This window comes from Fervidobacterium riparium (assembly GCF_025370035.1).
GTDB lineage: Bacteria > Thermotogota > Thermotogae > Thermotogales > Fervidobacteriaceae > Fervidobacterium > Fervidobacterium gondwanense.
Genome location: NZ_CP009277.1, coordinates 1,310,188 through 1,331,164 on the forward strand (window position 1 = coordinate 1,310,188; position 20,977 = coordinate 1,331,164).

19 protein-coding genes are annotated in these 20,977 nt (G+C 38.5%); 8 read left to right on the forward strand and 11 right to left on the reverse strand.

Features of this window, described 5'->3' with window-relative positions:
- The first annotated feature begins 86 nt into the window (after positions 1–86).
- From IB67_RS06065 to IB67_RS06085, 5 genes are read left to right on the forward strand one after another with little or no spacing between them, the layout of a single operon-like run.
- Positions 87–1,103 carry an ABC transporter permease gene (locus tag IB67_RS06065; protein WP_072759866.1) on the forward strand — a complete coding sequence of 339 codons (1,017 nt, stop codon included), beginning with the start codon at positions 87–89 and terminating at the stop codon, positions 1,101–1,103.
- Positions 1,104–1,105: 2 nt separating this feature from the next.
- A complete protein-coding gene (locus IB67_RS06070; RefSeq protein ID WP_072759868.1) occupies positions 1,106–1,948 on the forward strand; it encodes an ABC transporter permease in 843 nt (280 codons plus the stop codon).
- A gap of 2 nt (positions 1,949–1,950) precedes the next feature.
- Positions 1,951–2,943: an ABC transporter ATP-binding protein gene (locus IB67_RS06075; RefSeq protein WP_072759870.1), complete on the forward strand. Its 993-nt coding sequence runs from the start codon at positions 1,951–1,953 to the stop codon at positions 2,941–2,943.
- Positions 2,940–3,746, forward strand: a complete 807-nt coding sequence (locus IB67_RS06080; RefSeq protein WP_072759872.1) for an ABC transporter ATP-binding protein — start codon at positions 2,940–2,942, stop codon at positions 3,744–3,746. The genes IB67_RS06075 and IB67_RS06080 overlap by 4 nt, the downstream gene beginning before the upstream one ends.
- Before the next feature lie 2 nt (positions 3,747–3,748).
- Complete coding sequence (locus IB67_RS06085; RefSeq protein WP_072759874.1) at positions 3,749–3,952, forward strand: TM0026 family membrane protein; 204 nt, start codon at positions 3,749–3,751, stop codon at positions 3,950–3,952.
- A gap of 66 nt (positions 3,953–4,018) precedes the next feature.
- Here the strand turns inward: IB67_RS06085 and IB67_RS06090 are convergent, their stop codons facing one another.
- From IB67_RS06090 to IB67_RS06140, 11 genes are all read right to left on the reverse strand, one after another.
- On the reverse strand, positions 4,019–5,419 hold the full coding sequence (locus IB67_RS06090) for a B12-binding domain-containing radical SAM protein (protein WP_072759876.1): 1,401 nt from the start codon (positions 5,417–5,419) through the stop codon (positions 4,019–4,021).
- A 21-nt stretch (positions 5,420–5,440) separates the two neighbouring features.
- A complete protein-coding gene (locus IB67_RS06095) occupies positions 5,441–5,839 on the reverse strand; it encodes a thioesterase family protein (protein ID WP_072759878.1) in 399 nt (132 codons plus the stop codon).
- Between the two features lie 51 nt (positions 5,840–5,890).
- Positions 5,891–7,723 carry an ATP-dependent zinc metalloprotease FtsH gene (ftsH, locus tag IB67_RS06100; RefSeq protein WP_072758688.1) on the reverse strand — a complete coding sequence of 611 codons (1,833 nt, stop codon included), beginning with the start codon at positions 7,721–7,723 and terminating at the stop codon, positions 5,891–5,893.
- The gene (gene tilS / locus IB67_RS06105) at positions 7,713–9,068 is read right to left on the reverse strand and encodes a tRNA lysidine(34) synthetase TilS (RefSeq protein ID WP_084634356.1); all 1,356 of its coding nucleotides are present in this window, start codon (positions 9,066–9,068) and stop codon (positions 7,713–7,715) included. Before tilS ends, ftsH begins: the two co-directional genes overlap by 11 nt.
- A gap of 6 nt (positions 9,069–9,074) precedes the next feature.
- Entirely contained in the window at positions 9,075–12,410 is a 3,336-nt protein-coding gene (locus tag IB67_RS06110; protein WP_339746877.1) for a YjgP/YjgQ family permease, read from the reverse strand.
- 52 nt (positions 12,411–12,462) lie between these two features.
- A complete protein-coding gene (locus tag IB67_RS06115; protein ID WP_072758684.1) occupies positions 12,463–13,158 on the reverse strand; it encodes a phosphate signaling complex PhoU family protein in 696 nt (231 codons plus the stop codon).
- Between the two features lie 30 nt (positions 13,159–13,188).
- Positions 13,189–13,980 (reverse strand): NAD(+) kinase, encoded by a 792-nt coding sequence (locus IB67_RS06120; protein WP_072758682.1) that lies wholly within the window; start codon positions 13,978–13,980, stop codon positions 13,189–13,191.
- Positions 13,977–14,273 carry a YggT family protein gene (locus tag IB67_RS06125; protein ID WP_498875184.1) on the reverse strand — a complete coding sequence of 99 codons (297 nt, stop codon included), beginning with the start codon at positions 14,271–14,273 and terminating at the stop codon, positions 13,977–13,979. Before IB67_RS06125 ends, IB67_RS06120 begins: the two co-directional genes overlap by 4 nt.
- A 3-nt stretch (positions 14,274–14,276) precedes the next feature.
- Complete coding sequence (locus tag IB67_RS06130) at positions 14,277–14,978, reverse strand: YggS family pyridoxal phosphate-dependent enzyme (protein ID WP_245789508.1); 702 nt, start codon at positions 14,976–14,978, stop codon at positions 14,277–14,279.
- The gene (gene ruvB, locus IB67_RS06135; RefSeq protein WP_245789516.1) at positions 14,968–15,963 is read right to left on the reverse strand and encodes a Holliday junction branch migration DNA helicase RuvB; all 996 of its coding nucleotides are present in this window, start codon (positions 15,961–15,963) and stop codon (positions 14,968–14,970) included. The genes IB67_RS06130 and ruvB overlap by 11 nt, the downstream gene beginning before the upstream one ends.
- A gap of 67 nt (positions 15,964–16,030) precedes the next feature.
- Positions 16,031–16,477 (reverse strand): hypothetical protein, encoded by a 447-nt coding sequence (locus IB67_RS06140; protein ID WP_072758676.1) that lies wholly within the window; start codon positions 16,475–16,477, stop codon positions 16,031–16,033.
- Between the two features lie 275 nt (positions 16,478–16,752).
- Between IB67_RS06140 and IB67_RS06145 the strand changes: the two genes are divergently transcribed.
- Genes IB67_RS06145 through IB67_RS06155 form a run of 3 tightly spaced genes read left to right on the forward strand, consistent with a single transcriptional unit; the run spans position 16,753 to position 20,894 of the window.
- On the forward strand, positions 16,753–17,226 hold the full coding sequence (locus IB67_RS06145) for a MarR family winged helix-turn-helix transcriptional regulator (RefSeq protein WP_084634354.1): 474 nt from the start codon (positions 16,753–16,755) through the stop codon (positions 17,224–17,226).
- A gap of 4 nt (positions 17,227–17,230) precedes the next feature.
- Positions 17,231–18,988 carry an ABC transporter ATP-binding protein gene (locus tag IB67_RS06150; protein WP_072758674.1) on the forward strand — a complete coding sequence of 586 codons (1,758 nt, stop codon included), beginning with the start codon at positions 17,231–17,233 and terminating at the stop codon, positions 18,986–18,988.
- Between the two features lie 4 nt (positions 18,989–18,992).
- Positions 18,993–20,894 carry an ABC transporter ATP-binding protein gene (locus IB67_RS06155; RefSeq protein WP_084634353.1) on the forward strand — a complete coding sequence of 634 codons (1,902 nt, stop codon included), beginning with the start codon at positions 18,993–18,995 and terminating at the stop codon, positions 20,892–20,894.
- Positions 20,895–20,977: the final 83 nt, after the last annotated feature.

Here is a 20,977-nt window from a genome sequence, read left to right on the forward strand (position 1 = left end):
ACTTACCTGTTTTTACTTTCTGATGCGGTCCCCATTTGAATGGGGACCGCTTACGGAATTACATAAAAAATGCAAGGAGTGGTAGAATGAAGTCGAAAAATATGTTAAGGTTTTTGTTAAGAAGATTTTTATTCTTACTTGTAACTTACATCGTTGCAACAACCATCGTTTTTATCCTTCCTCGAGCAATTCCAGGAAACCCACTTGCCCAGCTTCTTGCCAATCTTTCTCAGGTTGCACAGGCAAACCCTGAAGCAATAAGAGCTGCTGAAAAGACATTAATGGAGCAGTTCGGCGTAGGTAAACCTGTAGTTGTACAGTATTTCGAATTTGTGGGTCGTGCGTTGAAAGGTGACCTCGGAACCTCGATAACGTACTATCCGAGAAAGGTACTTGACTTGATTATTCCAGTAATACCTTGGACCCTTATTTTACTTTTGCCAGCAACTTTAGTTGCTTGGTGGCTTGGAAATATGCTTGGTGCTATAGCAGCATACAGGAGAAATACCTGGGTAGATAGGTGGGTTCTTACATCCTCGATGATAATTTCTCAAATCCCTTATTATTGGCTCGGAATGTTATTTATATTCTTATTCGGTGTAAAATTAGGATGGTTACCAGTGCAGGGTGCTTATTCACAAGGAACGATTCCAAGTTTCAGCTTGAACTTTTTCTTGGATGCTTTGAAACATTATATAATGCCATTTGCGTCGATAGTTATCTCAGCCATGGGAGGCTGGGCAATAGGAATGAGGGTTATGGTCGTAAACGAACTCGGAAGCGATTACGCACTATTCTCTGAATACCTCGGAATGAGCGAGAAAAGAATATTCAAATACGCTTTCAAAAATTCAATCCTACCGCAAATTACTGGACTTGCGTTAAGTTTAGGTGGAGTTTTGGGAGGAGCATTGATTACGGAAATTGTTTTTAACTATCCTGGAACAGGTTATCTCTTGTTTAAAGCACTAACAACTCTTGATTTTCCAATGATACAAGGTGTGTTTATAATACTCATCGCTTCAATATATCTGGCTAACTTCATCATGGACTTTATGTATGCGTTAATAGATCCAAGGATAAGACTTGGTCAGGGGGAATGATTATGCTTGCGACGATGATAAGACCATTATTCAAGAATAAGAAGTTTCTGGTAGGTATATCAATATTCCTCATCTTCCTATTTCTAGGAATTTTTGGTCCCATTTTTTACACAGTTGATCCTATGGAAATGAGTTGGGATAGAGAGCAACCACCGTCTGCTAACCATCCATTGGGTACAGACACATATGGAAGAGATATCTTGGCACAACTCCTACATGGAATTAGATCTTCACTCTATATAGGTTTTCTTGCCGCTATTATTTCGCTGATCATTGGGGCGTTGATAGGAAGTCTGTCTGCTGTAAAAAGAGGGATTGTAGACGATGTATTAACATCCTTAACGAACATTGTCTTAACTACACCGTCGGTACTTATAGCTATTCTTATAGCAAGTTATTTAAACGTAAGAAGTTTGGAGGTCGTCGCTGTCATATTGGGACTCTTCCAATGGCCTTGGTTCGCGAGGGCGATAAGAGCTCAGTTGATGAGTGTTATGTCACGAGAATATGTTTATTTATCAGTTATGGCGGGATATTCCGATCTCAGATTAATAATTGAGGACTTACTACCAACCATTGCTACGTACGCATTTATGTCGTTCGTGCTTTTCATAAACGGTGGAATAATGGGTGAAGCTGGATTGAGTTTAATAGGTCTTGGCCCAACACGCGGAATATCCTTAGGTTTGATGCTACAGTGGGCAGTGTTAATGGAATCGATGAGGAGAGGAATGTGGTGGTGGTTTGTACCACCGGGAATCGTCATTGTCGCTGTCACAGCTTCGTTGATGGTTATCAGCACGACAATGGATGAGGTCTTTAACCCACGTTTAAGGGAGGAATAATCGTGAAAGACGTACTTTTAAAAGTCGAGAATGCTAGGGCTTACTATGTTTTGGAACAAGCAACCGTAAAGGCCGTTGATAGTGTTTCATTTGAGATATACGAAGACGAGGTTGTTGGTATAGTTGGGGAATCAGGTTCTGGTAAGACAACGCTTTCAAACCTTGTTTTCATGAATATGCTAAAACCTTTGAGGTTGATAGACGGAAAAGTTTTCTTGAAAACGGATGGCAAATTTGAAGAAATATCAGCTATGTCACGTGATGAAGTTAAGAGAAGATTCTGGGGAAGCGACATAACCATAATACCTCAGAGTGCGATGAACGCTCTGATGCCAACTATTAGAATGTCAAAATATGTTGAGCACCTCGCACAGTCACATGGAATTGATGAAAAAGAACTTTTGAAGAAAGCCGAGGAAAGGTTTGAACAAGTAGGTCTCAAACCTGAATGGCTAAGAAGATATCCGTTTGAACTTAGTGGAGGAATGAGACAGCGTGCCGTTATAGCGATTGCAACGCTTTTGAACCCGAAGTTGTTAGTTGCTGATGAACCAACTTCCGCACTCGATGTTGTCAATCAAAAAGTTCTCCTACAGGTCTTAATGGATCTCAAGAGAAAAGGTATTGTAAAGAGTATCATGTTCATAACACACGATATAGCAACAATCAGACAGATAGCAGACAGAATGCTCGTTATGTATGCAGGTAAGATAGTTGAGTTCTCGAATATGGAGAAGATGTTAGAGAAGCCATTGCATCCTTACACTAAAGGCCTCTTTGAATCCGTTTTAACACCAGAACCAGAAGTAAGGGAAAGAGGCATTAGCGTAATTCCTGGCGCACCTGCTAACTTGATAAACCCGCCGAGTGGGTGTAGATTTCAACCAAGATGTCCACACGCAATGGAAATATGTAAACAAAAGGAACCAAAATTGATAGAGGTGGAAAAGGATAGACAAGTTGCCTGTTTTCTCTTTCAGGAGGAGAGAGTATGAGTAGACTCGTTGTTGAAAATTTGACTAAAACATTTTCATTAGGTTTTATAGCAAAGCGACATGTTAATGCCGTTAAAAGCGTATCGTTTACAGTCAAGGAAAAAGAGATAGTGTCATTAGTTGGTGAGAGTGGATCAGGAAAGACTACAACAGCAAAAATGTTATTAAGACTTATACAACCAACCTCAGGAAAGATTATGTTCGAAGGAAAAGATATATGGAAAGATTTGAAAACTCAGGAGGATTTTAAGACCTTTAGAAGAAAGGTCCATGCTGTTTTTCAAGATCCATTCGCAAGTTACAACCCGTTTTATCCGGTGGAAAGGCCACTTTGGCAAGCAATAAATCTTTTAGAAAAGAAGCCTTCAAACAAAAAGGAAGCTCTTGAAATAATAAAGGATTCTCTATTTAAAGTTGGTATAGATCCGAAAGATATACTTGGAAAGTATCCTCATCAGGTGTCCGGTGGTCAAAAGCAAAGAATTATGATTGCAAGATGTTGGATTTTGAGACCATTAATGATAGTAGCAGATGAACCAACATCGATGATAGATGCTTCCAGTAGAGGAGGAATAATACAGCTCTTCGAAAAGTTAAGAGACGAGCAAGGAACATCTATCATTTTCATAACCCATGACCTTGGACTTGCTTACTACGTTTCTGACAATATATTTGTTATGAAAGATGGTGAAATAGTAGACAGAGGCCATCCTGATAAAGTCGTTTTGGAACCACAACATGAATATTCGAAACTGCTTGTTGAGAGTATACCAAAACTATACAGAAAATTGGAAGGGCTGTGATTATGTTTACAAAGGGCATCTTAACAATCTTTACATGGGCTTTTATACTTGAAATCATAGTTTTTATATATTATTTGGGAATAAGCCCAAAACCTGTCGAATTTTATATGAATTTAGCTTTGCTGATTTTCACAGTTCTTACGCTTGTTTCTTTGTTCTTGAGAGAAAGAAAAAAGAGAAAGAAAGAACAAGATGAAGATAATTAACTTTTGTACATCGATTAATAAATGCGGAGCGTAAGCTCCGCGTTTTTTGTTTATGGCGATATAAATCTATTCTTCAAACTTCTCCTGAACATATCGTATGCTTTCGTTTCCATTCAAGTGAGATATTTCATACTGAATTTTCATGGACTTATAACTTTCGAAGTTTAGCTTGACACCTTTCGGTACGCTCTTTTTTATATACGCTGTACGTTTTTCGTATTCTTTCTTGTCTATCATTTTTCTATTAGCAAACGGTGTAGAGAGCTTCGGAACCAAAGGATTAATGCTGACACTGACTTCTTTGTACCCCAATTTCAACACTTGGTTCAAGAATTCTATCAGCTCTTTGTAATCTTCCTCAGTTTCCTCCTCCAGACCAATAATATAGTAAAACTTAACGTTTTCAAAGCCTACTTTCCTTCCTATCTCAAGACCTTTGACTATCTGCTCTGTTGATAAGTCCTTTAACATTATGTCCCGCATCTTTTGTGAAATGCCCTCCGGTGCTACTGTGAATGAATGGTGGTCGGTGATTCTAAGGAGTTTTAGAAGTTTTTCATTCACTTTGTCCACCCTCATCGATGAAACAGAGAATCTTATTTCATTGTTTTCTATATAGTCCAGAAGTTCATCAAGGTATGGGTAATCCGTTATAGTTGCGCTTATCAAACCAAATTCGTGATGTTTAAACCTGTCAAGTGTTTCAATAAAATCATCCAACTTCGCAAATTTCACAGGCTTTTTCGTATATCCAGTAACACAAAACGCGCACCTTCTTATACATCCCCTTCCGATTTCTATCAGAAGCTTATTTTTGAAAGGCGAATGCGGGGTTATATAATGTGCCATAGGTATAGGCGATAGATTTCCGATGCAGTTTTCATAATTCGTTTTTCTGTATTTCTTCGAATATATCTGTGGTATCTTCAGAAGATTGTTCTCTATTTCTTCTTTGTTGTCCAAAGATAAAGCTTCGGAAAACTGATTTGAACAACATTCAAGATCACCTATAAACACAAAATCAGCAATGTCTTCCACAATCCTATGATTAAACAGCGTTACTGGACCACCAATTATGATGATGGGATGGTAAGACTCTCTTTGCTGGAAAGACAATGGAATCCCCTTCTTTTTCAACATTCTTGCTATGTTTATCAAATCATTTTCAAATTGGAATGTGAATAACCAGATTTGAAATTCGTCGATAGGAACTTGTTCCTCAAGGGAATAGAATTTACTGAACCAGTCTTCATAAAAAAAACGCTGAACATTTAGGTTGTTTTTCGTTAGGAGGTTCTGTATCCAACTCCAAGCTAAAGATCCACTCGCTATTTTATAACTGTTCGGGAAAATAAGGGCAACCTTCTGAAGGTTGCCCTTTAGCTTAAAAATTTCAGCTTCTGATTTTTGATAATTAAGAACAAAGTTATATTCTTTAAACGATTCAGAGTCTCTCGGTCTGCGCATTAAACTCTGTTCACCTCAGGTTTAGAAATTCTCAACGGCTTTTCTTTTCAAATAGTTCTTGGAAACCACTACGCGTGTCAAAGTTCCCTCGGCGATTTTTTCGGATTCTCTCATTACGACGAATTTAAATAAGACACGATTACCTACTATATCTGTGATGCGAGCTCCAATTATCAAATTTTCTCCAACAACGACAGGTTTGAGGTGACTAATTTCAGCGTCTGTTACAACAGAAGTTTCTTCTTCGTCAATGTAAGCTCCAAGAAATTCGTACGTAACGTGGCTTACCTCTTTCAAGAGTGACGAAGTCGACACGAGATGTAGGTATGATAATTCTTCTTCCTCTTCCCACACCATACTCTCGTTTGTATTGAGTTCAACAGACTTGTTTAATCCTAAAATGTTCGATAAGTCTTTCATACGATCCCCCCTAAATTTAAGAACATTAATAGAGAGCAGTCCTTAGACAGTTTAAACAGTTTCAAGGGATTCTGTTCCACCGTTAAGCAAAGCCCTCAGTTCTTCTCCACTCATTACTTCTCTTTCAAGGAGTATGTTGACTATTTTCTCCATCTTTTCCCTGTTATTTTCAAGTATTTCTTTTGCCCTGTTATAGCACGTCATGACTATCTTTTGAATCTCATGGTCAATTAGTTTCGCTACATCTTCGCTGTAATTCCTTATTCTCGTTAATTCTTTTCCAAGGAAAACTTCTTGTTCAGTCTTTCCCCATGCGAGAGGTCCGAAGCTTTCACTCATACCATATTCACAAACCATCTTTCTGGCTATTTCAGTAGCCCTTTCGATATCATTGGCAGCACCGCTTGTGAAATCGCCAAATACAATCTCTTCTGCTGCTCTACCACCGAGTAATGTTGTGATATTGTCTAGCAATTCATTCTTACTCACCAGATATTTATCTTCGGCTGGTAGGTGTAGTGTGTATCCGAGAGCTGCATAACCCCTTGGAGTAATCGATATCCTGTGAACGGGATCAGCATTAGGTAATGAAGAACCTATTATCGCATGGCCTACTTCATGGTACGCGACTATCTTCTTCTGCTTTTCTGAAATGATTCGTGACTTTCTCGCAGGTCCTGCGATAACTCTGTCTATTGCCTCTTCAAAATCTTCCATATTTATAACGTTTCTTCCTGCGCGAGCTGCCAGCAGCGCAGCTTCGTTGACTAGATTCTCGAGGTCCGCACCAACGAATCCTATCGTTCTCTTAGCAAGGATGCCAACATCAACGTCTTTTTCTATAGGTTTATTCCTCAAATGTATCTTTAGGATTGCCTCCCGACCTTTCACATCAGGTGGATCTACAACCACTTTTTTGTCAAACCTTCCAGGTCTAAGTAATGCCGGGTCTAAGATATCTGGACGGTTCGTTGCAGCCATAACCACAATACCTTGATTGATGTCGAATCCATCCATCTCAACGAGCAATTGGTTCAGTGTCTGCTCTCTTTCATCGTGACCGCCACCAAGACCTGCTCCTCTGTGCCTTCCAACCGCATCAATTTCGTCTATAAATACAATGCATGGTGCGCTTGACTTGGCCTGCTCAAATAGATCTCTAACCCTTGCTGCACCAACACCGACAAAGAGTTCAACAAAGTCTGAACCGCTTATATGAAAGAACGGAACATTTGCTTCACCGGCAACGGCACGAGCAAGTAGCGTCTTACCAGTTCCCGGAGGTCCAACAAGGAGTATACCCTTTGGCATGCGAGCACCTATCTTAGAGAACTTCCCTGGATTTTTCAAGAAATCAACGGTTTCTTTCAGTTCCTCAACTGCTTCATCAACACCAGCAACATCTTTGAATGTTACCTTGATTTTGTTAGGACCTACCTTCTCGGCTCTGCTCTTGGTGAATGTAAATGCCTGATTATTTCCTCTACCAAGTCCACGTATGATGAATGCAAACAAAATGATTGTGAGAATAATAAATGCGGCGTTTCCAATAACGTTAATCCAAATACTACTATCTACGCTTTTCTCACCATCTACCACTACTCCGTACTCCACAAGTTTGTTAATTTTCTCTATGTCATACCTAAACCATGGAGCATATACGGAATACAGCCTTCCATTTTTCGTTTCCACTCTTAAATTACCATCGTCTTTGATAGTAACTTTCGCGATATCGGTTTCTCCATCACCCATTCGCTTCACGAAATCACTATAACTCATATTGACTTCAATAGCACTCTTCGAGTTGACAAATCCTTCGTATATCCAAAACAGCGAGAGAGCTATTAGTATCAGAAAGATTATAGAGCCAATGCTACGATTCAATACCAAAACCTCCTTTCACTACAACCTGAATATTTAAACTATCGAGAAATCTTGATTTGTAAATATGCGGTATAAAAACAATTTTGTCGTTGTACTCAATTAAAGGTATCATTCTCCGCAGAAACGTCGGCACTTTTCTTTCGTTGAACACTTCCTTTACCTTCTTCCCTTCCAGCGTTCTATCACCTTCCATCCAATTCCTCACTATTAGAACAATTTTGTCAACACCGTACGGTAACATTATATCACGGTTTATAAATTCTATAAAGTACCCATTGATATAATATCTCTTTTCATTTGGACAAAATATAGTTTCATTACCATGTCTTTCTATTGTTAAAGTATATTCAAACCGTTCATGCGAAATAATATCACCCATCATGACCCATCCGTGAGAAACCTCCATTCCCAAATTTCTCCAGAATGAAACTTTAAATGATTTTGATTTCGCATTTTCGAATCTTTCTATCTTTTCCCTGTCGAGCGGTTTACCGAAAAACTCCATCGCAAAACGCCTGACCTGTTCTATCTGAATGTATCTATCTTCGCTTAACTTAAAAAACAATCGATCGTTCGTACGAAACCTTTCTGTCTTTTCTACTACGCTCTCAATGTATTCATCCAGTTTCCACGTGCTTTGCGCTAAGGATTCTGCGGCTCTTTCTATTGATGGGTTCAACTTTCTCAGAAGCGGAACAATCCGGTGCCTTATATAGTTTCTCTCGTATCTTTCATCAAAATTCGAAGCGTCTGTAAAGAAAGTAAGATTTCTTGCTATCGCGTAACTCTCTATCTCCTCACGAGTAAAAAAGAGAAGTGGGCGTAGGTGTTCTCCACTCAGCGGTTTGAGCCCAACCATGCCAAATGGTCCAGTTCCCTTTGCAAGACGTAGAATAATTGTTTCAAGCAAGTCGTTCAGATTATGTGCTGTGGCTATTAAATTGTATCCGTAAGAGTTCTTAACCGAATGGAGAAATTCGTATCTCAAAATCCTTGCTGCTTCTTCTAAGGATAGTTTATTAATGTAAGCATAAGCTTTTACATCTGCACAAGCTGTATAGAATGGTATGGAATGGTCTTCACAGAACTTTTTTACGAATTCAACTTCTTCATCTGCTTCTTTTCTAAGTTTATGGTTGAAGGTTGCTACACCAATTTTCAGCTGTCTCTTAGCTTTTAACCGAATAAACAAATCAAGCATAACTATGGAGTCCACACCGCCTGAAACAGCAAGTAAAAATGAAACTTCCGTGGGAGCGTATTTTCTTACAATACCCTCAAACCTCTCAAACATTCCACCGTGTTCATTTTTACCCTTTTGGCTCGATAAGTCGGAAAACATCATACCACATCACATCCCGCTAAATTGGAACTGCCCTTCCTTAGGATTCAAAAAGAAGAAAATGTCAGGTATATCGGTAAGGTAGAACTTGAACGTTACTTTGTCTACATAATCAAAGACAGAACTTGTGCTCTTATAGGAGAAGTCAATGCCAAAGCTTAACCGCCAGCAGTGCAACGATTTATCCAGAACGACGTTCCCGCTTTCTATTTTATTTTCTTCAGGATTGTATCTTAGTTTCAACGATATGTTCGGGTCAAGCGTTTTTAATTGTGTCTCGAAGACATATTTCTTAGTGTTATCGGTGTTGTACGAAAGAATATACTTCTCATCCTTCTTTTCAAGACTTAAAGTAAAACTGTAGTTTGGTTGAGACTCTCTGGATTGTACAGAATAGTTTGCACTAAGTTTTGCTGAATAGTCAAGGAGTGCAAAAGAACCGGATACAATCGCTCTCTTTACGAAATCGTTCTCTTGGTACAAGGTGGTGGTGAGATTAGAGTATTTAAAATTGTGCACAAAGTTGGAAACAGGTTTTCCGGGGGTTATAGTGTACTGGAGTGTGTAACTTGTTTGAAAATCTTTGAATGTAGTACTAATTGAGATATTCTCATTCCCGAGTTTCTTATTAACGTTATCGTAAGTTCCGGTAATCGAACCATTGATATTCATTGGACCAAAATCTTGAGAATAGTTAATAGTGTAATTGTCCGGAAGCTGTTTACCAGTTACAAAATCAAAGCTTCTTATTAAAGAAGTACTAATGTTTTTTGAATTGATAGAAGTACTAAGTCTCACAAGATTTCTGTTAGTACTCGTAGGCTCATCAAGAAAAGCATAGGTTTGCTCCCAAGAACCCGTCACTCTAAACGGACCAACGTTATAACTCGAGCTCAAAGTATAATTATCAGAAAGCCCAAAAGACTCGTTCTTCGATGTAGTTATGTTAGAAACCCACTTAATGTTAAATTTGTATAGAAAATCTATCGATAGCTGATCAATTCTCGAATTCCAAGGAAGTTGATAAGTATAATTAAGTGTTCTGTTTTCTCCATTGTTCCTTATGTCACCGCCAAGGTTCAGGCTATATCTAATGAGATTGTTATTGACATTAAGGCTGTATCTTGTCTGATAATAATTAGACCAGGGCTTATCAAGTGATGTCAGATAACCGTCTGTTTGTAAACGAACAACACTGTCTAAGTTTAGCAAGAATTTGTTGTCGTTAAGTATGCTCAGATCCAAGCTCTTAACTCCGCCATTTAGGTATATTATGGAATCTGTCGTTTTCCCATCGTACATTAAGTATGGTTTGAAGTATACATTCTGAGACTGCAAATTGAGCCCAAGTTTATGATAATAATTCGATGCATTGATAAAATTGCCTTCTAAAAAAACAATCCCATCGAGCTTGTAGTACACGGAACCCTTAGAATATCTATATGTTATAGGCATTATGGAAAATTCAAACCTGTCGTTCTTTGAATCATAAGTAATTTTCTCACTCTTGTTCTTTGAGTTCTCTGCCGTAAAGGTTATTGAATCTGTTGTTAGAGATAAAGTGTTGTTCCAATTATTTGCTGAGAACGAAAAAGTCTGTGTTACGGCAAGTGTGTTTCCAAAGACTACAGAAAATGAATATGGTGCGGTACCTTCGAGTTTGGTTAAGAAAACAGGGTAAGGAAAAATGGGAACACCGAGAACTATTAGAAAGGAATTTTTAGCAATGATGTACTTATTTTCAAGCACGTACACTTCGTCAGATAATATCACGTAATGTGGTTCCTCTAAGTTGCACGTTGTAAGTTGAGGATCTTCAATTATAACTTCGTTCTTGCTTTCCGTTGCTTCCTGCAATTCAATCGATGTGCCCGAAAGGTAAATAGGTACTTTTTTACCCTTATAATCGTAATTGTAGACAGTCCTGGCATTTAAGATTATTCCTCTTTCAGTTTCAAACTCATAATTGAGATACTTTGCCACGTACTTTCTATCACCATCGAAAAAATTTATATTTCCTGCAGCGAGTATCGACTTTACTTTTCCATCCAAAAGTGTTGCCGTTGCCTCATCGCATTCAATTCTGTATCTATCCCATTCAATAACTATCTTTCCTTCAATAAACGCGTGACTCTCAGATATGGTAAATGATTGAGCTTTTATCTTGACATCTCCAGCAAAGCCTGTTGAACCGAGAACCATTCCAAAAACAGTCATGATAGCTAAGATGATGAAGAGCCTGTTTAAAATCTCGCGTACCTTATAAGCAAACGGCGTATCCATCAGAATGTACATGAAAAAGCCGACGATCGAGAAGAATATATTTGGCAGCCAGGTCGCTAAAACTGGATCAAGAAGCCCCTCCTTACCCATTCCAGATAACCATGCCCCAGAACCCTGATAAAGAACAACTATCAAGAATGTTAATATTACACTCCAAGACCTGCTGGTGAACCCAAAAAGCAGAGAAAGAGGTAAGCCTATCAGCACGATCACCAAAGATCCAAGAGCATTTGCGTACCTTTGGTGAAGTTCAACAACTAAGCTTGCAGTATTAATACCGAGTTTCTTATATGTCTCAAGTTGCTCACGAAGTTCTTTAGAAGTCTTATCGCGCGTGGTTTTATAAGCTCTTAGCATCTGTTCTATCTCGCCAGCCACGTCAAGTTTCATTTCCTTGAACTGCATATCCAATTTGAGAAAACCAGATTCGAGTTCGACTATGTACATATTTCCATCCAAAAGATACCATCCATCACTTTTCTTAATAACCTTCTTAGACGTCAAAATCTGCTCGTTACCTTCTTCGTTCCTAAAAAGCACGACGTCGGACAATTCACCTGCTTGTTTGTTGTACTCTTTCACATAGAAATAAACATCTTTTTCTAACTCAACTAACATGTTTGTCTTGACCACTGTTTCCGGTGACTGCAATATGTACTGATTCAAAACTTGCGAGGATTTATAATTTGCGTTGGGAACAACGTAATCGTTCATTAACCATGCAAAAAAGCCGAGTATAATGGATAAAATAACGAACGGTGTTACTAAACGTTTTGACGATATGCCGTGTACAAGGATTGCTGTTATCTCTCTATTGGTATACATTTCACTGATGACCCAGAATATAGCAAACAAAACCCCAACTGGAATGCCAAGGACCGTGAAATAAGGAAGATTATACAACACAAAAAGGAACAATTTTGATATATCAACTCTGTTTCTAATTATGTAGTCTGAAATCTGGTACAACCACTCAACACTAACGAATACTATGAAACCGCCGAGCCCCATAAAGAACGGTTTTAAAGACTGTTTGAGTACGTATTTTGTTAGAGTTTTCAAAACAATTCACCCCACTGTGGAATTCGGTATGCTAAAGGTCAAATCGTCTAAGTCAGAATTTCTTAAACATATCGATTGAAAATTCCCTGAGTTCATCTCTATAGCACGTATAATACTTAGCAGTCATGATATAATGGGTTGTCTCAATTATCTGTACTGAGTAATCAGAAATCTCTTCTAATGCTCTTGAAATGTCCATCAGTGTTAAACCTCTGCGAATTATCCTCGGGTTGTCCTGAATTAGTTTTATAACATCATCGCTGAATCTCTCGTGCGATTCATCCATAAGTGCATCTTGCGAACATACAGCGGGTGCTCCTTCGAGATTTTGGTCTACGTATATTCGTAATGATTTGCGCAGCATGCGCTGAGCAAATTTGAACATGTCCGGAAGCGCGATGCTCTGATTTATGTCAGGTTCTTTCGTTAGTTTAACGATATCATCAGATATATCCCTTATTCTATCGGCGACGTCAAGAAGTATTTTAGAAATAACCACTGATCCTGAGATAAACCTGAGATCTCGCCTATCCGGCGAAAACATCCCATAAATCAACTGTGAAAACTCCAAAATGTCTAAGTAATTCTTGTAGACATCCCAGTAATTTTGTTCAATCTCGCGTGCTAAATTCGCATCACGTTCCTTAAACGCTTCAGAGCAGTTATGGAGCAGGTCTTCTACATACCATCCCTGTTTCATAACTAATTTTTTAAGTTCTTCAAGCTCCTCTCTCATTAACCACTTCATGAATATCACCTTGCAGTCTATTTTTTATAATTAAACCTGATTCCCATTCCCGAGAATGAGCTTTCCATATCCAATTTTTTCCTTAATAGATGTTGAAAAATCGTAAGTTTTAGGGCGCAACAGCACTATGTTTCTTGTGCATTTCTTCACGAATATCTCATTTGTTCTAAAAAGAATGTCTCCATCAAGAACTAAATTGACAGGTTCGTTGGCGGAAATGCGTATTTTCTCGCTACTTGGGATAACTAAACTTCTTGTCGCCAAAAACTGGGGAGCAATCGGCGTGATTTCGAAAGCCTCGACATTTGGAAGCATTATAGGTCCACCAAGGGCTAAAGCATAAGCAGAAGAACCTGTTGGAGTGCTGACGACAAGGCCATCGGCATGATAGTAAAATGTCCCATCTTTCATTTCCACAAGGAAATCTACAATTTTTTGCTCAACATTTTTTAGGAGTACGGCATCGTTAATTGCAAAATAGTTCAAACCTTCAGATTCTATTCTTAAAACCCAGCGCTTGTCTTCGATAAAGTTCCAACTTTTCAAATCCTTAACAAGCTTATCGATTTCATTTAGTAAATACCCAGAAAAGAATCCCAGTCTACCAGCCTTTATTCCTAAGACTGGGCATTGAACTTTCTTCAATGTCCTTAGTACCGTACCGTCTCCTCCAACCGACAGAACGACACTAACGTTGCTTTCAGGCTGAAAATTCTCGGAAGAATCTTTGAAGAACGATATTTCAAATTCATCTTTAAGTGCACTATAGACGACTTCAGCAGCTTTAAAATAGTCGGTTCGGTAAAAGATGCCTATCTTCACCTTAATCTCCACCCAAGATCGATAAGTGACTGAGCTAAAAATCTATCCAAAAATATGAGCAACAAAATCGCAATTAAAGGAGTTATATCTATATATCCAATTGGTGGTACGATCTTTCTTATTTGTTTTTCAACCAAATCAGCTAAATCTCTTAAAATATGGTAAATGCGAAACTGATAAATCTGCGGTATCCAACTCAATATCGCTGCGATGATAATAACAGTGACTTCAAAATTTATTGCAACACGAAGTACTACACCAACTGCATAGAAAAAATTACCGAGTATAAACATCTTTCACTCCCCCTTGTATTTTCTCTCTCCGAATATCGCAGTTCCAATTCTAAGAATAGTAGCCCCCTCTTCAACTGCAATCCAATAATCATTTGTCATCCCCATCGAAAGCTCACTTATATCTGAAAATTCCTTTAGCAATTCATTCCTCAGTTCCCTCAATTTTTTAAAATATGGTCTCGTCTCTTCTGGATCCACGTATGGTGCCATTGTCATCAAACCCTTAACGCGAATATTTTCATAGTGGCGGATGTTGTTCAAGAAATCAAAAACTTCCTCAGGTTTCAGGCCACCTTTAGTTCCTTCTCCCGAGACATTTACTTCAATCAAAATATCTTGTATTTTCAACAATTTCTTTGCGATTTTGTCTATTTCTCTAACTTCCTCAATTCTATAAACTGAGTGAATTAACGTAGCTACTGGAACGATGTATTTTAACTTGTTAGTTTGTATTCGACCAATAAAATGCCACTCAATATTCTCGCCTTTTAACAGTTCGGCCTTCTCACGCAGTTCCTGTGCATAATTCTCTCCAAAGACACTTAATCCGGCCTGTATCGCTGCTCTGATAGCATCAACTGGATGTGTTTTTGTAACGGCAACGATTCGAATATCTTCAGAACTTCTGCCAACTTTTTGTGCGCTTATTTTTATATTCTCGATTATGTTTGAATAATTTTGGCGTATCTGCTCTTCAAGGTTCACTGAACAACCCTCCATAATTGTTTATTCCAAAGTATTTATAGGCTTTTTCTGTTGCAATCCTGCCCCTTGCAGTCCTTGCAACAAATCCACTTTGAACGAGGAAAGGTTCATAGACTTCCGCTATCGTGTCTTCGGTCACACCCAAAGAGGCGGCAAGAGACTTCAAACCAACAGGTCCACCCTTGTAAACATCGATAATCAACCGCAAAATTTTCCTATCCATCTCATCAAGACCATATTCATCGATTTTCAAAAGTTCCATAACCTCGCCTACGATCTGTGAATTGATATGTGTCATATTTCTAACTGTGCTTAAATCTCTAACTCTTTTTAACAGTCTTAAAGCAATTCTTGGAGTTCCTCTGGACCGCTTAGCTATTAAAAAAGCTGACTCATCGTCGATAGTTACTCCCATAAGTCCCGCTGCGCGGGTAATTATGAGCTTCAGCTCGTTTTCCGTGTAGAAGCTCATCTCGAATATCATTCCAAACCTATTTCGAAGAGGAGATGTCAAAAGTCCGCTCCGGGTGGTAGCACCGATCAAAGTAAAAGGCTGTAACTCCACCCTTATAGATCTCGCCGCAGGTCCTTTTCCGATCATTATGTCAATCTGATAATCTTCCATAGCCGAGTAGAGTATTTCTTCCACACTTCTATTCATCCTGTGGATTTCATCTATAAACAGCACATCTCCGCTTTCCAAATTTGTTAGAATAGCAGCCAAATCCCCTTGCTTTTCAAGAATTGGCCCACTCGTTATGTGGATATTTGCTCCAAGCTCGTTGGCAATTACATTCGCAAGCGTTGTTTTTCCTAAACCAGGAGGACCAGCCAATAAAACGTGGTCCAACTGTTCCCCTCGTATTTTTGAAGCAGAAATAGCGAGTTTTAAGCGTTCCTTGATGTTTTCCTGCCCTATATATTCGGAGAGATACTTCGGCCTGAGTGAGTAAGTATCGTATACTGTTCTCTCGGGTGAAAATATCCTATCTTGTTCAGTCACTCCAACATTTAGTTCGTTTAACACATTTGCCTGAAATTCATCAAATGCCTTATTTTTCTTCACTAATGCTCACCTCTGCGTTCACTGGCAAATTAAGCCTCATACCATAACGGCCAATATTCAATTTCACTTTAACAAAACCGTCTATAGTTATTCTTTCACCTTTCATTTTATCTTTTCCATCGAATAAGTGAACATTAGATATTGTAAAAACGAAATCTTCAGGAACAGCCCCATCTTTAGTCCAGCTCCCGAGGTATCTACCATTCGAATTGTATATTCTTAGTTGTATAATCTCGACATTGTGTTCAATGTCATTTGCCAGAATGTTCAAATTTGCTCTAAAAACTAACGTGATACCTTTTTTGTAGCAATTATCAACAACAAAATTCGCCTTTACTGATTCAACCCTCTTAAAGGCACCATGGAGAGTTTTTAACGAAATTCCGAGAAACAGCACAGACAGTACAAATATTATTAGTAGTGCAATTGACAAAACACGAGAAACCGTAATGTTCTTAACCCAATTCTTCTTTATACTTCATTCCTCCAGGAGCAGAATTTCTTTTATAATTATACCACACTTCGACCTTTTTAGAATCTTTAATGCTTTGAAGATAGTATTCTATTTGATTTCAGTACTTTCAAAACATCATTATTGACATCGAATAATTTCGTGATAGTATAATTATACGTCTAATAATTATATGTCTTATTATAGTACATCTCAATAATAAAGAAATACAATGCTTACATAGGAGGTGTTGAAAATTGGATGAGATTTTTGAAAGAGATACCGTGCTAATGAACCTAAACACTATCCAGAGACTTGTCTACAAATATGTACATGAGAGAACTCTAAGGGGATTTAATGTTCACCCCGGTCAGATTCCAATACTCTTCTTGCTCAAACGAAACCCTGGCCTGAGTCAAAAAGAGATAGCTAAAATTATAGGAGTTGAACCTGGCACCATTGCAATTATGTTGAGAAGAATGGAGAAAGCAGGTTTTGTCTACCGTGTTCAAGACGAAAAGGATAGAAGAATCTCACGTGTTTATCCAACTGAGAAAGCAAACGCTCTAATTCAGAGACTTAGGAATATTTTGTTCGACGTTGAAAAATTGGTTCTAACAGATTTCACGGAAAGTGACAAGAATATATTAAGAACGCTCTTGAACAGGATGAAATCTAACCTCCTTAGCAGAGTACAAGATAAACCATGCAGTTCATATAAGGGAGAGTGAAACCATGATATCGAAGTTTGTGCTTAAGTATTGGTACCTTATTTTAATAACCGTTCTTTTAGTTGCTGTACAAGCAGTAATATCGCTGTATCTGCCCGATCTAATGTCGGATATTGTTGACAAAGGTATTGTAAAGGGGGATACCGGATACATTTGGCACGTTGGTGGAAAAATGTTGTTTGTCTCTTTCATAGGGGTTCTAAGTTCAATTATCGCAAGTTATACTTCCTCTGTGGTCAGTATGGGCCTTGGTAAAGATTTGAGAAACTCAGTCTTTGAAAAAGTTTCAGCGTTCTCAATGGAAGAAATGTCAAAATTCAGCACATCCTCACTTATTACACGGACAACGAATGATGTGATGCAAGTGCAACAGGCTACAACAATGATACTCAGAATGGTGGTCATGGCACCGATAATGGCCGTTGGTGGTATCATAATGGCTGTAAACAAGGACGCAAAACTAACTGGTATTTTAGCCTTTTCGCTTCCAGTAATGCTTGGAGGTCTCGGTCTACTTGCTGCGATTATAGCACCCCTATTTAAAAGTATGCAAAAAAAGATTGACAAGCTGAATCTCATTGTTCGCGAACGTGTCACAGGCATTAGGGTTATCAGAGCATTCAACAAAGAAGAATACGAAAAGGAAAGATTTAAAAAAGCTAATCTCGACCTTACAAATACAAGTTTATGGATAAATAGAATTGGTTCAATACTTTTTCCTTATATGATGATTGTGATGAACTTTACAACTATCGGAATAATCTGGTTTGGTGCAAAACAAATAGATGCCGGCACTCTCCAAGTCGGACAGATGATGGCTGTTATGCAGTATGTTATGCAGATAATGTTTTCATTTATAATGATATCTGTAATTTTCATATTTCTTCCAAGAGCTTCTGTGTCGGCTAAGAGGATTTCAGAGGTTCTCAAAGTACAGCCTAAGATAATCTCTCCAATTTCTTCGGAGCTTTCTCAGAAAAGTACCTTAATTAAGAAGAATAATTCTAACGATTCGTTGGTGCGCGTTGTTGAATTCGAAAATGTTACATTTAGATATCCGGGAGCGAAGGAACCTGTTTTAAATAACATATCTTTTAAAGCATATCCAGGACAAGTAACCGCGATCATAGGCGCGACAGGTTCAGGAAAGACAACCCTTCTAAATCTCATACCCAGATTTTACGACGCAACTTCCGGGAGCGTCAAGCTTGATGGCGTTGATGTTAAAGAAATACCTTTTGAAGTGCTGAGAAGGAATATCGGATACGCTACTCAAAAGCCTGTTATATTCACAGGAACAATCCTTGAGAATATTCGGTTCGGAAGAGACTGGATAGATGACACTATGGTTGAAAGAGCAGCAGATATTGCTCAAGTTTTAGAATTCGCTTCAAAATATCCGGAAGGTTTAAATTACCATATCGAGCAAGCCGGTTTGAACTTATCTGGAGGTCAGAAACAGAGAATTTCTTTGGCGAGAGCGATAGCTGGAAATCCAAAAATCTACCTTTTCGACGATACATTTAGTGCTTTGGATTTCAAGACTGATGCAAAAATACGGCTCAGGCTTTTCAAAGAGACAAAAGATGCAACAGTAATTATCGTAGCACAGCGAGTTGCTACAATTATGAACGCTGACCAAATTATAGTTCTGAAAGATGGAGAGATAGTTGGTATTGGCAATCATGATGAATTGATGAGAGATAACGAAACATATAGAGAGATAGTATATTCTCAGCTGTCAACCGAGGAGACGAGGTGATACCATGAGTGAAAAGAATATGCAGAATAACAAACCACAGAACACACGTATGAGGCCTGGAGGTCCGGGTGGACCGGGTGGTCCTGCTTTTGCAAGAGGCGGTGAAAAGCCAAAGGACTTCAAGAAAGCAATGTCAAAACTTATGAAATACTTGAAACCACATACGATTGGGCTAATAATAGTCTTTGTATTGACTATCGCAGCAACCGTATTGACAATTAGAGCCCCCAAGATTCTCGGACAAGCAACGACGGAAATATTTAGGGTAGTTATGATTAGAAATACTCCGCTTTCGGCATTTCTAAAAACCAAAATGGATTTTGAAAAGATTTTCAATATATTAATGACTGTCGGAATACTATATTCGATATCAGCACTCCTCAATTTCTTCCAGGGATACCTGATGGCAGGAATAACACAAAAGATTGTTAGGAAGATGCGCGAGGATGTAAATGAAAAGCTTCAAAGACTACCTTTGAAATTCTACGATGGAAGAGCACATGGAGATATCATAAGCCGTGTTACAAACGATGTAGATTTGATAAGTAACACGCTTCAACAAAGTCTAACACAGTTCATTTCTGGAATTGTTACAATAGCTGGTATAACATACATGATGCTGACGATAAATGTGTCTCTAACCTTGCTTACTCTCATAACACTTCCTTTGAGCGCTATTGTAACGATACTTGTGGCTAAACACTCTCAGAAATTCTTTGCACAACAACAAAAACTCTTGGGTACGTTAACAGGACAAGTCGAAGAGGTCTACAGCGGATTTATCGCTGTTAAGGTATATGGGCGTGAGGAGGAAGAATTCGAGAAGTTCAAGAAGACCAATGAGCAATTGTATAGCGCCAGTAAGAAGGCGCAGTTCATAAGCGGAATTATCATGCCGGTAATGAACTTTATAGGCAACTTAGGATATATAATCGTTGCTGTTGGCGGTGGTATCCTTGTCACAAAGAAATCCATAACGGTTGGCGATGTACAAGCGTTCATACAGTACTCGAGACAATTCAATCAACCAATTGTACAGATAGCGAACATAGTTAACATGATCCAATCTACATTAGCCGCTTCGGAAAGGATATTCGAAATTCTTGAAGAGGAAGAAGAGGTTCAGGACAAGGAAAATGCCATAGAGTTGGAAAGTATAAAAGGCGAAGTTCAGTTCGAATCTGTTCGTTTCAGTTATCTTCCTGAAAAACCATTAATCGAAAACTTAAACATCGAAGTTAAAAGTGGGCAAACGATAGCAATAGTGGGACCAACTGGGGCAGGAAAGACAACGCTTGTTAACTTATTGATGAGATTTTATGAAATTCAAGGTGGTAGTATCAAAGTAGATGGAATTGATATACGAGATATAAAGAAGTATAACCTAAGAAAGCACTTTGGAATGGTTTTGCAAGATACATGGTTATTTAATGGCACAATAAAAGAGAACATAACTTATGGTAAGGAACAAGCAACAGAAGAAGAGATCATAAATGCTGCAAAGATGGCACATGCTCACCACTTTATACTCGCGCTTCCAGATGGATACGATACGGTTATTGGTGAGGATACAGCCAACATCTCCCAAGGAGAGAAGCAGCTAATCACAATAGCAAGAGCTTTCTTAGCAAATCCTGACATACTCATTTTAGACGAAGCAACCAGCAATGTAGATACTTTAACTGAAATTTACATCCAACGTGCTATGAGGGATTTGATGAAAGGTCGAACTTCGTTTGTAATAGCTCACAGACTCTCAACTATAAAGAATGCAGACATGATACTTGTTATGAACGAAGGAAAGATAATTGAAACTGGAACGCACGAAGAACTTTTACACAAGGGTGGATTTTATGCAGAAATGTACAGAAGTCAATTCCTCGGTGCAATGGTGGAAAGTGCCTGATATTTATTGAAAAAATAACTTGGAAAGCTAACTTTTTTAGATATGTAAAAACTTGAACGCTACCATTGTTAAATGGTAGCGTT